Source organism: Oceanobacillus neutriphilus, assembly GCF_014645515.1.
In the GTDB taxonomy this organism is placed as follows: Bacteria; Bacillota; Bacilli; order Bacillales; family Amphibacillaceae; genus Oceanobacillus; species Oceanobacillus neutriphilus.
The window spans coordinates 233,160-246,615 of the sequence record NZ_BMLW01000002.1 but is presented as its reverse complement, the minus strand read 5'-3'; the positions used below and the strand labels follow the sequence as shown (position 1 = coordinate 246,615).

12 protein-coding genes and 1 pseudogene are annotated in these 13,456 nt (G+C 35.1%); 10 read left to right on the top strand and 3 right to left on the bottom strand.

Annotated elements, in window-relative coordinates; genetic code table 11:
- Positions 1–69 precede the first annotated feature (69 nt).
- From IEX29_RS04265 to IEX29_RS04225, 9 genes are all read left to right on the top strand, one after another.
- On the top strand, positions 70–741 hold the full coding sequence (locus IEX29_RS04265) for a DUF8832 domain-containing protein (RefSeq protein WP_188733278.1): 672 nt from the start codon (positions 70–72) through the stop codon (positions 739–741).
- A gap of 36 nt (positions 742–777) precedes the next feature.
- Positions 778–1,056, top strand: a complete 279-nt coding sequence (locus IEX29_RS04260; protein WP_188733277.1) for a glutaredoxin family protein — start codon at positions 778–780, stop codon at positions 1,054–1,056.
- 140 nt (positions 1,057–1,196) lie between these two features.
- On the top strand, positions 1,197–1,817 hold the full coding sequence (locus IEX29_RS04255; RefSeq protein ID WP_188733276.1) for an NAD(P)/FAD-dependent oxidoreductase: 621 nt from the start codon (positions 1,197–1,199) through the stop codon (positions 1,815–1,817).
- 99 nt (positions 1,818–1,916) lie between these two features.
- On the top strand, positions 1,917–3,335 hold the full coding sequence (locus IEX29_RS04250) for an MFS transporter (RefSeq protein ID WP_188733275.1): 1,419 nt from the start codon (positions 1,917–1,919) through the stop codon (positions 3,333–3,335).
- A gap of 880 nt (positions 3,336–4,215) precedes the next feature.
- On the top strand, positions 4,216–5,058 hold the full coding sequence (licT, locus tag IEX29_RS04245; RefSeq protein ID WP_188733274.1) for a BglG family transcription antiterminator LicT: 843 nt from the start codon (positions 4,216–4,218) through the stop codon (positions 5,056–5,058).
- A gap of 124 nt (positions 5,059–5,182) precedes the next feature.
- The gene (locus tag IEX29_RS04240) at positions 5,183–7,054 is read left to right on the top strand and encodes a beta-glucoside-specific PTS transporter subunit IIABC (RefSeq protein WP_188733273.1); all 1,872 of its coding nucleotides are present in this window, start codon (positions 5,183–5,185) and stop codon (positions 7,052–7,054) included.
- Between the two features lie 60 nt (positions 7,055–7,114).
- On the top strand, positions 7,115–8,515 hold the full coding sequence (locus IEX29_RS04235) for a glycoside hydrolase family 1 protein (RefSeq protein WP_188733272.1): 1,401 nt from the start codon (positions 7,115–7,117) through the stop codon (positions 8,513–8,515).
- A 50-nt stretch (positions 8,516–8,565) separates the two neighbouring features.
- On the top strand, positions 8,566–9,147 hold the full coding sequence (locus IEX29_RS04230; protein ID WP_188733271.1) for a cytidylate kinase-like family protein: 582 nt from the start codon (positions 8,566–8,568) through the stop codon (positions 9,145–9,147).
- A gap of 209 nt (positions 9,148–9,356) precedes the next feature.
- Positions 9,357–10,154, top strand: a complete 798-nt coding sequence (locus IEX29_RS04225; protein WP_188733270.1) for a sulfite exporter TauE/SafE family protein — start codon at positions 9,357–9,359, stop codon at positions 10,152–10,154.
- Between the two features lie 95 nt (positions 10,155–10,249).
- On the opposite strand, the gene IEX29_RS04220 is transcribed toward IEX29_RS04225, so the two are convergent.
- Positions 10,250–11,011: an MBL fold metallo-hydrolase gene (locus tag IEX29_RS04220; protein ID WP_188733269.1), complete on the bottom strand. Its 762-nt coding sequence runs from the start codon at positions 11,009–11,011 to the stop codon at positions 10,250–10,252.
- A 192-nt stretch (positions 11,012–11,203) separates the two neighbouring features.
- Positions 11,204–11,980, bottom strand: coding sequence for an alpha/beta fold hydrolase (locus IEX29_RS04215; protein WP_188733268.1), 777 nt, complete (start codon positions 11,978–11,980; stop codon positions 11,204–11,206).
- 144 nt (positions 11,981–12,124) lie between these two features.
- Here IEX29_RS04215 and IEX29_RS04210 point away from each other — a divergent pair, with 144 nt between their 5' ends.
- Positions 12,125–12,601 carry an Rrf2 family transcriptional regulator gene (locus IEX29_RS04210; RefSeq protein ID WP_188733267.1) on the top strand — a complete coding sequence of 159 codons (477 nt, stop codon included), beginning with the start codon at positions 12,125–12,127 and terminating at the stop codon, positions 12,599–12,601.
- Positions 12,602–13,111: 510 nt separating this feature from the next.
- On the opposite strand, the pseudogene IEX29_RS26495 reads toward IEX29_RS04210, so the two are convergent.
- A pseudogene (locus IEX29_RS26495) lies at positions 13,112–13,306 on the bottom strand (Lrp/AsnC family transcriptional regulator); the annotation flags it as partial.
- Between the last annotated feature and the right edge of the window lie 150 nt (positions 13,307–13,456).

Sequence of the window (13,456 nt, the reverse complement as noted above, 5' to 3'; positions counted from 1 at the left end):
GCCCCATCGAAGGGATTTTGTAAAATCCCCGTTTTAAGATATGAAAGAAAATCAAAGGAGGAAGATAGTATGGATCATAGTCATCATCACCACCATAATCATTCAGGTGAGTCAGAGGTAAAAGCAGCGGTAACGTATAAGGATGGAAAAATTTCTATAGGCTTAGAAGATAATACCGGAAAAGCACCGGAACTGGCCTTGGCACATGAAAAAGTAATGCATTTTATTATGGTATCCAATGATTTGCAGCATTATTATCATTTGCATCCAGAAAAAGAGCAGGAAGGACTTTATACGATTAACCACCCTTTAAATGATGGTACGTACAAAGTCTTTGTTGATATTACGCCAAAGGAAAAAGCATATCAGGCAGCTCCAAATACGGTTCAGGTCGGAACGAATGAAACAGGTAAAGCAGCCTTAAAGCCTGACGATAATTGGACCAAAGAAGTAGATGGAAAAACCGTTGCGTTAGAGGATGTCAAAGCAGAGGCCGGTAAAGCAGTTCCTTTAGATTTTAATATGCACGGAGAAACTCCTGAGCCGCATCTAGGGGCTTTAGGCCATGTGGTCATTGTAGATGAAGCTGCAGAACAATATATCCATGTTCATCCGGATTCAGATGATACAACAACATTCCATGCTCATTTTCCAAAGCCGGGAATGTATAAAATTTGGGCAGAATTTCAATTTGGTGATAAGGTGCACACCTATTCATTTATTATTGAAGTAAGTAAATAACTGGTCGCATCATACCTGGAGGAGGTAAGTTAACAGATGGCTGAATATCATTTGGAAATCTATACAAGACCGACTTGCTCAGATTGCCAGGACTTGAAAAATTTCTTGGAAGAATATCAAATCCCGCATAAACAATACGACTTAGCAAAGCAGCCTGAAAAAGAGAAAGAATTAAAAAAGATAACAGGAAACCGAATCGTTCCCGGCATTGTTTTTTCTCAATCTTCTATGCTGGGTTTAAGAAAAAAAGTTAAAAGTATGACCGGATTTGAGCAAAATAAAGAAGAATTTAAAAAGCTGTTAGAAGTCAGCTGATAGAAATAGACAGATTCCATAAAGAATTATTTATTTCTTTATGGAATCTAATTATTGTAGCAATTATTTTTTTATTATTATAGATACCTTACCGGTGTATTGTATAATGATGATGAATAGTAGAAAGAGGGAGAATCCATATGGAAAGTAAAGATAAAAAGATAAAAATAGCGGTCAATGGAGGTATCGGATTTGGGTCAAAACTAAATGCCAAGCAGCTGCTGACTATTTCCAAATATATGGATGAAAATGAAGAACTGGAGCTAACCACTTTTCAACAGCTTTATATTGAAATTCCAGAAAACCAAGAAGAAGAGATTGTAAAGGAATTTGAAAGTGTAGGATTAGCGTGTTATCCAGTAGGAAATTATGTGAAGAGCCTGAGAACCTGTAATTTCTGTAAAGGGGAAGAACGGGAAGGTATGCCTGTAGCAAAAGAACTCAATAAAAGATTTGCCGGCAAACAAGTTCCTTTTACATTAAAGATGGCTTATACAGGCTGTCCGATTGGCTGCGGGGAACCGATGGTCAGTGATATAGGCGTGATGAAATTCAAGGATCAGTACAATTTATATGTAGGTGGAAAAGGCAAGGGATTTGATGCAGAAGTGGGGATGCTTTTGAAAGAGAATCTTGAGCCGGAAGAATTATACGAAATTGTAGAGAGGATCATTGATAATTATTCACAGTTTGGTAAGAAAAGAGAGTCTTTCTTTAAATTTTGGAGAAGAATCGGGAAGGATCAGCTGGTAAATATATAAAATGAAACTTCACTCAGGGGGAGCTTTGCGACCGCTTCTTCGTGATAAATAACATTTTTATGATAATTAAATACACGTACTATCGGAGGTAATACATCTATGTCTACACATACAAATACAATCTCACAACCAGATCCTAAACGGTGGAAGGCACTATTTCTGCTGTGTTTTGCCAACTTTCTTGTAATCATGGATGCGTCTATTATTCAGGTCGCACTACCATCGATTCAGGATTCACTCGGATATACCCAAGAAAGTTTACAATGGGTAATGAGTGCATTTCTGCTTATATTTGGAGGTTTCCTGTTATTAGGAGGGAAATTGGCTGATTTATATGGTAATCGTCGTATTTTTAGCTTGGGTGTTGTAATTTTGGCAGTTTCATCTTTATTTGCAGGTTTAGCCTGGAGTGAGATAAGTCTAAATATATTTCGTGGAATCCAAGGGTTGGGTTCAGCTTTAATCGCACCTTCAGCTTTATCTATGGTCATGCGGTTGTTTAATTTTAGCTCAGCTGAAAAAGCAAAAGCACTTGCTTTTTGGGGCTTGTCTGGTGCAGCAGGCGGCGCATTCGGCATTGTTTTTGGCGGGGTCATTACTGGATCACTCGGTTGGCGTTGGACATTGTTTATCTATGTGCCATTAAGTATTATTGTTTTGATTTTGAGTCCTAAACTATTACAAAAATCAGGTCAAAGATTGAAAGGGCGTATTGATTATGTCGGCGCTGTTTTAGTCACAGCATCTCTGATGTTAATCGTTTACGGTATTGTATCAGCAGAACACAGTGGTTGGACATCAACAAATGTGATGATTTCTCTCATTGTCGGTGTTGTTCTATTTCTGATTTTCCTTATCGTAGAATCCAAGGTGAAAGAAGCACTATTACCACTCAATATATTTAAAACACCAAACTTAGGTATTGGTAATGTCGGTGTCTTTCTAACACAGGCAGCATGGTTTCCTTTAGTATACATGTTAATCCTTTATCTGCAACAAGTGTTACAATACTCTCCAACAGCCGGCGCAATGGCAGTATTGCCTGTTCCTTTATTTATGGCACTTTTCATGATTGTCCTAGCTGAAAAAGTGTTAGCTAAATTGGGGATAAAAATGACGATGGTTGTTGGTTTTGTGATTCTCGGTTTGGGTAATATTTTATTTTCATTATTGGCGACAGTAGATGGCACTTACTTTATAAGCATATTATTCCCTTCACTTGTAGCAGCACTCGGTAACGCACTTGCTTATTTAGCGTCTACAACAGCGTCTGTATCAGAAGTAGAGCCGAAAAAATCGGGGCTTGCTTCTGGTCTGTATAACACAAACTTCCAAATTGGATCTGCCATTGGTCTATCAATTATCGTTGCGATTGCCGGCGCGGCGACAAGAGCGAGTGACACCACTGATTCAATCACTGCTTTAAATGAAGGCTTCCAACAAGGCTTCTTTTGGGCAGGTATGTTTGCTTTCGTTGGAGCAGTGTTAGCATTGTTATTTGTCAGGTCTAAGAAATAAATTCTATTTTCACATTAAAGAATACAGTTAAAATGGTAAAAGCAACTCAGATTAGTATTCAAGTCCGGAATTAATCTGGGTTGCTCCATTTTTATTAAGAAGAATAAAGTTGCTGTTTGCATTATAGTAAATTGCTGAATGACTGGTTGATAATAGTACCTTATAACTTTAACTATAGAGCTTTTTACTTGATTAGATAAAATTACTACAAATTAAAGCACCTATTGACAACGCTTTCTCATATAGATATTATTTAAAATAAGCGATGGAAGACGGATAGTTACTGTGCGACAGGCTATACCTTTTCGACCATTTGTAGATAATTAACTTGAAGATAGATAAGCTTGTCAATGATATTTTAATTCTGTTATTGAAAGTTAGTACAGAAGCCCTTGTTGTAGAATGAGTTAGGTTTTTGGATTATAAAATATATAACCCCGGGATTGTTACGAAAGGCTATACCCGCCAGCAGTTGTAATAGTATAAAATACTATTACAACTGCTGGCGGGTATTTTATTATAGTGTAACTGGTTTCATCACGTTTGATTTTATATTATGAAGGAACTGAACGGATTTATGGTAGATTCTTAAAGTAGATTGAAAATCGATTATGAAAGGAAAGAAAACTATGATGAAATAGAAAATATAAAGGACGAATACGAAGTGTTAGCTGTCTATTGAACGTATATGATAGAAATAGGAAACAATACCTAAATACTAGACTACTCTTTACAACTGTGATAAGAAGAAAGGGTTGACAACGCTAACAAGTATAGATAAAATTGTTTATTGAAATGAGTTGGATAGTTACTGTGAGGCAGGCTATACCTTTCTTTTCTTACTGTTTGTATTGTATAACCTTGGAGGCAAACGAATATTATGAAAATAGATAAGGTTATTAACAATAATTTAGTTCGCTCATTTAAAGACGGTAAAGAAGTCCTTGTAATGGGGAAAGGATTAGGTTTTAAAAAGCATAAAAATGATTTTATTGATGAAAGTCTGATTGAAAGAGTGTATATCATAGATGAGGAAGAAAAAAATAGCAATTATCTAGAAGTCTTACTCTCCAATATTCCATACACTTATATTCAAACGACCAATGAAATTGTCAGATATGCAATGAATTCCCTGGACAAAAAACTAGATGAAACCATTTGGCTGAGTCTGACAGATCATATTTATCATGCAATTGATCGTGCCAAAAAAGGGAAAACGGTTCGTAATGCTCTGTTATGGGAAATTAGCAGATTTTACAACCATGAATACCTTATCGGTAAAGAAGCGATAAATATTATTAAAAAAAGGCATGATATTCAGCTGGCTGAGTCTGAAGCAGGTTTTATTGCACTATATCTAGTGAATGCACAGATGGACGATTCCCTTAAAGTGCAAGAAACAATGGAATTCGTAAAGCGTCAAAGAAAAATACTGGATATTGTGAAATACCACTATGGAGTAGAGCTAAATGAAAGTTCCGTACACTATGATAGATTTTTCACTCATATAAAGTATTTTGTTAGAAGAATTTCAAAAGAGAAAAATTTATTGAATGAGGATTTAGGTTTTCTAGATATTATAAAGACGAAATATCCTCAAGAATATAAATGTGCGAGAAAAATTGAAGATTACGTTAATAAAGAAATGAACCGTGAATTGTCAGAGGATGAAATCGTTTATCTGGCCATTCATATCAAAAGAGTCATTGATGAAAGTTTATAAAATAAATAATTCCGGGATTGTTACGAAAGGCTATACCCGTCATTCACAAAAGAAATCATTCTTTGGTTTCTTTTGTGAATGACGGGTATTTTTTATTTTAAAAGTTTATTAGGGAGGGATTTACATGGATTATAAAGAGTTAGCATCCACCATATTAGAAAAAGTTGGCGGAGCAAAAAACGTATCACATGTCACACACTGTGCAACCCGCTTAAGGTTTAATTTATATGATGATAGTAAAGCAGATACATCAGGGATTGAAAGTACAAATGGTGTTGTAGGAGTTGCTAATAATGGAGGTCAATATCAGGTTATCGTTGGAACCGATGTGAATTATATTTATAAAGAACTAGTCAAACTAGGGAAATTTGATGAGGATAGTATTGATTCTGGGAATGCAAAAGATAATCGAAGTAAGATGGCAAAAGTAATTGATATAATTGCAGGTACTTTTACTCCAATTATTCCTGTTCTTGCTGGCGCTGGTATGCTGAAAGCGGTCATTGCTATTATAAATGGGTTTAATTTACTATCACCAGATTCCAACGTGTTGCAAGTCTTAACATTTATGGGAGATGCGGGATTTTATTTCTTACCAATTATTTTAGCTGCATCAGCCGCCAAAAAATTTCAGGTCAATCAGTACATTGCGATGGGGATTGGTGCAATTTTGATGCATCCATCATTTATGAATATTGTTTCGACAGTTCAAGAAAATGGAGAAAGCTTTTATTTTATTGGGCTACCAGTTGGTCTGGTGAATTATTCTTCAACGGTTATTCCGATTATTTTAGCAATTTGGTTTATGTCTTATGTAGAGCCATTTATAAACAAGATTATTCCAAAAACAATACGAGTGATTATAGCACCATTATTCATAATATTTATTGTTGCAACAGTAACGTTAATTATCTTAGGTCCTTTAGGTAATTATCTAGGTGTCGGTCTGGCATATGTGTTTTCGTTTTTAAATGATGAAGTCACTTGGCTTGTACCGACTCTAGTAGGCGCTCTTACACCATTGTTAGTTATGGTAGGAATGCATTATGGTTTAATTTCTATTGGTATTAATGAACTTGCAACAAAAGGCCTGGATCCAGTTGCAGGTCCAGGAATGTTAGTTTCAAATATAGCACAGGGTGGAGCGGGTTTTGCCGTTGCTTTAAGAGCAAAAAATAAGGAGCTAAAAGCTTTAGCTTCTTCATCGAGTATTACAGCACTGGTAGGTATTACAGAGCCACTTTTGTACGGTGTTAATTTGCGTTATAAAAGACCATTAGTTGCGGCAATGATTGGTGGAGGTGTTGGTGGTCTCTTCCTGGGTATCATGGGAGTTGGCAGGTTTGCGCAAGTACCGCCGGGACTTCTAGCATTACCTAGTTATATTGGTCCGGACGGATTTTCAGTATTAATTTATGCCATTATCGGGATTATTATATCGTTTACTGTCTCGTTTATTGTTTCATACTTTTTGGGGATTAAGGAAGAACCTGAACAAACAACAAAAGATACTGATAAAGAGACAATAGAAAAGAAAGCTGTTGCTGAAGACATTGTATATGCACCAATTACAGGAAAATCAGTAGAGTTAAAAGAAGTAGATGATGGCGTGTTTTCTCAAGGAATTTTAGGTCAGGGTGTTGCTATTATACCTGAGGAGGGCAAAGTATTTGCACCAATTGATGGAACTGTTTCAGTATTGTTGGATTCCCATCATGCTATTGGTATTACCGGCGATGGCGGAGCTGAAATATTAATTCATGTTGGGATTGATACGGTTCAATTAGATGGGCTTCACTACTCTCCGAAAGTAGAACAGGGTCAACGAATTAAAAAAGGTGATTTAATACTGGAATTTGACTTGGAGGCTATTAAAAAGGAAGGCTATCCAGTGATTACACCAATCATTGTAACGAATTCGTCAGATTTTGCAGATGTTTTAGGAATTACAAGAAAATCAGTAAAGAGCGGGGATGCATTAATTAAGCTGCCGTAGATACTAAGGAAGTAATGATACGGGTAGAATAACAAATTTGTTTACGAAAGGAAGTTATATATGACTTTTCCAAAAGAATTTTTATGGGGCGGCGCTACGGCTGCCAACCAGTGCGAAGGAGCATATTTAGAAGATGGGAAAGGGTTAAGTACTGCTGATATTATGACTGCAGCTGCGGAGAATTCCCCAAGAAAAATTACAGATGGAATTATTGATGGAGAATATTACCCGAGCCATCGTGCTGTGGATCATTATCATCGTTTTAAAGAAGATATTGCTTTATTTGCGGAGATGGGATTTAAAACATATCGTATGTCTATTGCATGGTCGAGAATTTTTCCTAATGGCGATGATGAAGTACCAAATGAAGCGGGTCTGAAGCATTATGATGAAGTTTTTGATACCTGTCTGCAGTACGGCATTGAACCGATAGTAACTTTATCTCATTTTGAAACACCGCTTGGTTTATTAAAATACGGTTCATGGGAGAACCGTAAAGTAATTGACTATTTCCTGCGCTATTGTGAAACAGTGTTTAAACGTTATAAAGACAAAGTTAAATATTGGCTTACTTTTAATGAGATAAATGTCTTATCAACAAAACCTTGGATGGCAGCAGGAGTTCATTCAGATGATGAACAAGTACGTATGACGACTGCATTTCATCAGCTTCTCGCCAGTGCAAAAGCTGTGCAGATGGCCCATGAGATAGATCAGGCAAATCAGGTTGGTATGATGTATAACGGTCATGTTGCTTATCCGGCAAGCAGTGATCCGCAGGATATCCAGCAAACAAATGATTTTATGCACCAAATGTTATTTTATGCAGACATTCAATGCCGCGGACATTATCCTGCATATAAATTAAAAGAATTTGAACTAAAAGGCATTGTTTTACCCGTTCAGGATGGGGATTTGGAAGAACTAAAAAAAGGAACGGTTGATTTTGTTTCATTCAGTTATTATCTGACACACGTAGTTGGCAAGGATTCTCCTTTAAGCTTCACTGGTTTAAATGGAGTGAAAACAGGATATAAAAATCCGCACCTTCAATCAAGCCAGTGGGGATGGGCGATCGACCCGGCAGGACTCCGCTACTTATGTAATGTTTTATATGACCGTTATGAGCTTCCTTTAATCGTTGTAGAAAATGGCTTAGGAGCAGTGGACAAGGTAGAGGAAGATGGGAGTATTCATGATTCCTACAGGATAGATTATGTAAGAGATCATTTGATTGAATTGAAGAAAGCTATTGATATTGATGGTATACCTGTGATGGGTTACACGATGTGGGGACCATTTGATATTATTTCTGCAAGTACAGGAGAGATGAAGAAAAGATACGGCTTTATCTATGTAGACGTTGATAATGATGGGAACGGCACATTTGAAAGACGGAAAAAGGATTCCTTCTATTGGTATAAACGTGTAATTGCATCGAATGGGGAAGTACTGGATTAATCTGTTCATTGAAATGACAAGCTGTAAATGAAAGGACAGGTGTTAAAATTATGTCAAATAAAATTATTGTATTGACAAGTGAATTAGGAAGTGGTGCAAGATTAGTAGGTAAGTCACTTTCTGAAAAATTAAATATAGCATTTTATGGAGAAGAAGATTTGTTAATAAGGGCAGCACATGAATCTGGATTGGATGAAGCAATTTTAAAAGAGTATGATAAACAATTGGTCTGCAGCTCACTCTCTAGCATGGATTCAGATTTATCGAAACAAGTTTTTCAAGCTTATTCCGACACTATTTTTAAACTGGTAGAAGCAGGACCATGTATACTTATGGAACGAGGGGCAGATATTATTTTAAAAGGCAGGAAAGATTTCTTGAGTGTGTACACCTATACATCTAACAGCGATAAAAAAATAGAAAGATGTATTCGTGTCGGTGGTATCACTGCAGAAGAAGCACCTGCCTTTATAGAGGAACAGTCTTTACAAAGAGAGCGTTATTATCAATCTTTTTCTGATATTAAGCGGGGAAAAATGAATGAATATGATATCTGTCTTAATACAGATGTATTTACTGAAGATGCATTGGATATGACTAAATGTGTCGATATTATAGCTGCTTCATTATGAAAAGAAACTGCCTATTAAATAAAGAAATACGGTTTCAAACTATAATTAAGGATAGTATTTGAAATAAAAAGGTATGTTTATTTTAATAGACTGTCATGTCTTTGTTTGAATAGACGGAGTCATTGTAAGTTTTTTGTGCTGTAGGCAGCTACAAAAAAGAATAACTTATATTTCTGAGTATTCACTGATGCCATTTAACTTCTATGGAGATGATTTTTATATTTATTCTGTATTTTATCATTAGTTTATCTGCTTCGATATTTGGTGCAGTTGCTGGCTTAGGTGGAGGAGTTATTATCAAGCCGCTGTTAGATTTTTTTGGTCATTTTGATTTGCCTACAATCGGAGTATTATCAGCTGCTACTGTATTAGCAATGGCAACAATGTCCTTAATAAAATTAGGTGTATCGAGAAGTGAGGCGAAGATTGATAAAACAGTTAGTTTACTTTTAGCTTCAGGTTCAATTGCAGGAGGAGTTTTTGGTAAAGCCGTATTTAATTATTTTGCAGTGTCCCTTGGCATGTTGACAGAAATAGCTCTCCTTCAGTCTATTACCCTTTCTATACTGCTAACGCTCTTACTGTTATACTTCTTGAAAAAGGATAAACTGAAATCCTTTGTATTTGAAAACAGAGTAATTATTATCATGATTGGTTTTTCGTTAGGGTTTATTTCTGCCTTCTTAGGAATTGGCGGAGGCCCTTTGAATGTTGCTGTGTTGATTTTATTCTTTTCTATGAATACAAGAGATGCAGCGTTTAATTCTATATTTATTATCTTTTTCTCGCAGTTATCCGCGCTACTGTTGATTGTACTGACAACTGGATTTTCAGATTATGATTTATCTATGGTAGGTTACATGATAACAGGCGGAGTTATTGGCGGTTTAGTCGGCACCAATATTGCCATTAGACTATCTAATAGGCAGATTGAAAGGATATTTGATGTGGCAATATTGTTAATCGTTTTTATTAATTTGTTTAATATTGTTAAGCTTCTTAACTAGTAAATGTAATAAATACTCCCTTTATAATAGGAGAGAACTTTTATTTTCTCTGTTGACTATAAAGGGAGTACACCAATTTTCTATTTTATCATCTATTAAAATGAATAACTTTCTCCATCACAAGGGACAAAAATATTCGCAGAAATTTCTTTTTCTTCAATGAATGTATTTAAGTCCTTTCTGGATAATCCCCAATGATTAACTGCTTCCATATGAACGGCAATTATTTTTGCTTCAGGAGCAGCATTATACAATTTATAGACATCTTCCTTACTCATCACTAACGAGCCGCCTTCAAAGAATTGGTTATCTCCAGCATTGACCACAATAATTTCCGGATGATGTTTATCTAGCTCTTCTTGAACGCCTTCATACCAGACAGTATCACCGGCGATATACAATACTTTCTCATTTGCATGCTTAAAGACAACACCGCATACATGTCCAGCATATTCCAAAATCGAACCTCTTCCATGCTCACCTTTTGTCTTAATTAATTGAATATCTTTAAAAGAGGTATTTTCGCTTAAAACCTCAACGTTCTGGAACCCGGCATGTTGAATTTCCTTTACATCTTCTTGATTTTGAGAAAATATTTTAATTTCCTTAGGAAGTGCTTCTTTTGCAGCTTCATCCCAATGGTCTTTATGCAAATGCGTCAAAACAACTGCATCAATATCATGAATGATAGTATCTATGGAGATTGGTAATTCAACTAAAGGATTCCGTTGATCTTCTCTCGGTGCATTTGGAAAAGCTGGCCATGTTCCCTTTTCGGATAACATTGGATCGATTAAAAATTTCTTTCCTGCATATTCTACTACAAGGGTTGCATTACGAATTAATTGTATATTCATATTGGAAACCTCCTTTATCTTTTGCATAATTATATTTTATAATAGAAATTAGATTGGATACATAAGGAACGTAAAGCCTAGAAACGCAATACATTAACTTTTCAGATGTATTCTAGACTTTTAAAAAATAATTTTTTTCTTTCATTGTTTAGATAATAATACTTTTTACGGTATCACTACATATTACTCATATTAATTACTGTTAATCTCCATATAAAAGTCATGAATTAATTTATTGACTGTTTCAGGGGACTCCGTCTGTGGAAAATGATTTAACCCGTCAAGCTCTACCCATTTTGCATTAGAAAAGGTATCTACTATAGTATGAACAGCTTCTTTTTCAGATACTACATCATTAGTGCCATGTACAACTGTAATTGGTAACTGAAGATTTAGAACACTTGAATCTGGATTATAATGGAGCATGGTTCGAGTTTGGTTTTTAAATACTGTCGGCTGCCATTTTGCAGCTTCTAAAGCGATTTCTTCATCGCATCCCAGTTGTTTATAGAAGTTTGCAGCATCGCTTGGTATAGTTTGATAGGCTGCAAACATTTCCTCATGCCCACCTAGTTGGGCTGCTCCTTCACTATTAAATACTGGTCCACCCATTAGAATAATTCCTTTTACTAGCTGAGGATATTTACCGGCGAAAGCAAGTGCTGCCATGCTTCCTAATGAATGGCTGACCAACAGAAATGGTTCTGTTACTTCTGCAAAATCAAGTACAGCCTTTAGATCATCAGCATTTTTTTCTGTTGTATAAAACGATGAATCTATAGGTTTGCTGGAAAGTCCATATCCTCGATTGTCATGCGTAATGCACCTGTAAGATCCCTTCATCGCTTCAACTTGATAATCCCAAATGTCATGAATTCCCATATAACCAGATTGGAAGACAATAGGAGATCCATTTCCCTTAACTTCATAAAAAATTTCCAAGCCGTCATTTGTTTTTGCCCAGCTCATAAATACGCACTCCTTTAATAAATTTGAATTCAACCATTTGTTGTTAAAACTATAATAACATCTGGTTGTTATTAACACGATAACAACAATCGAAAAAAAGGTCAAGTTGTGTTATAATAAAAGTTCATTATTGGAGGTGACTTAATGAAATATTCAACGAAATTTGGAGATGCAATTCACATCTTGTCATATATTCATCTTTCCAAAAATAAAGATTTATCCAGCAAAGCTATTGCTCAGAGCATAAATACACATCCCACTTATGTAAGGCAGATTATGTCTTCTTTAAAAAAAGGTGGTCTTCTTATCAGCGTTCATGGACACCCAAATCCAAGTCTTGCCCGTGAACCAGAAATGGTTAGTTTGTTTGATATTTACAAATCTGTAGAAGGTAAGAAACAAATTTTACAGTGGGGCACACAAACAAATCCAGATTGCATAATTGGTTGTAACATACAAAAAATTACGGCTTCATATTTCCAAAAAATACAGTATTCCACTGAACAAAAAATGAAGCAAATTCATTTGTCTGATTTACTCCATAGTATTGCTGAAGTTCAACAGGACGACACTAATGAATTACAAAATTTCTGGCTTGTCAATGTTGAAGATGTCGATTGAGGATTTTGCAGTAGGCTATTTATATAGTAGAAAAAAGAGTTTGCTTTGTTGCTTTCTCTTTTAATGTACCTTATATTTGCCAGTTATCATATCAATGTTTGCATTGCGATATATTTATTTACACTAGAGAAAGCTTTAATAAATATCATAAATTATTCGATAAAAAATTCAGAACTCATTTCAATAGAGGATAATCATTTCCAGAAATAAGTTCATTTACTTTAAGTATAATCCATTCTTTCAATGGCTAATAAATTGAGGATGAAGTATAAATTGTTTTGAACCCTTTCTGTATGTTATTTGCATTTTTACCTTATCAGAAACGGGTTCTTATTTTTGCCGATATTACTTAATAAATAGGTAGAAAAAGAATCTATGGATTATATTATTAGTTTTGAGCATTTAAACATAACATTTTTCATTTCATTCCTAATAAAAACTTATAAAACGTAACTGCAATCACTTGGAACTCTAAGAGCGATTATCTGTAAAAGATGAATTTACTATAATTTAAACATTGCTTATAGCAATAGATAATTTATAATTTGCAAACTGATTCAATTCTTCTAAAAACTAATCCATAAGTTCATTGGATTGGAACTTACATTCTAAAAGATAACAGCGCTCACCGTTTATTTTATAGTTATTTGTTAAATATTTTTCTTTTGCTTTGATAAAACTTAAACAAGGCTGATGATTAAGGCTTTGGGTAATAATGAAATGGAACTAAATATAGTTCATTAAAAAATTTGATAAATATTTATTGCTTTTTTTATGAAAGCGTGTTAATATTCGATTAGATTGTTACCTTAAGTGGGCAAGACTAAAAACTTAATAGTGTTTCTACGATATAAT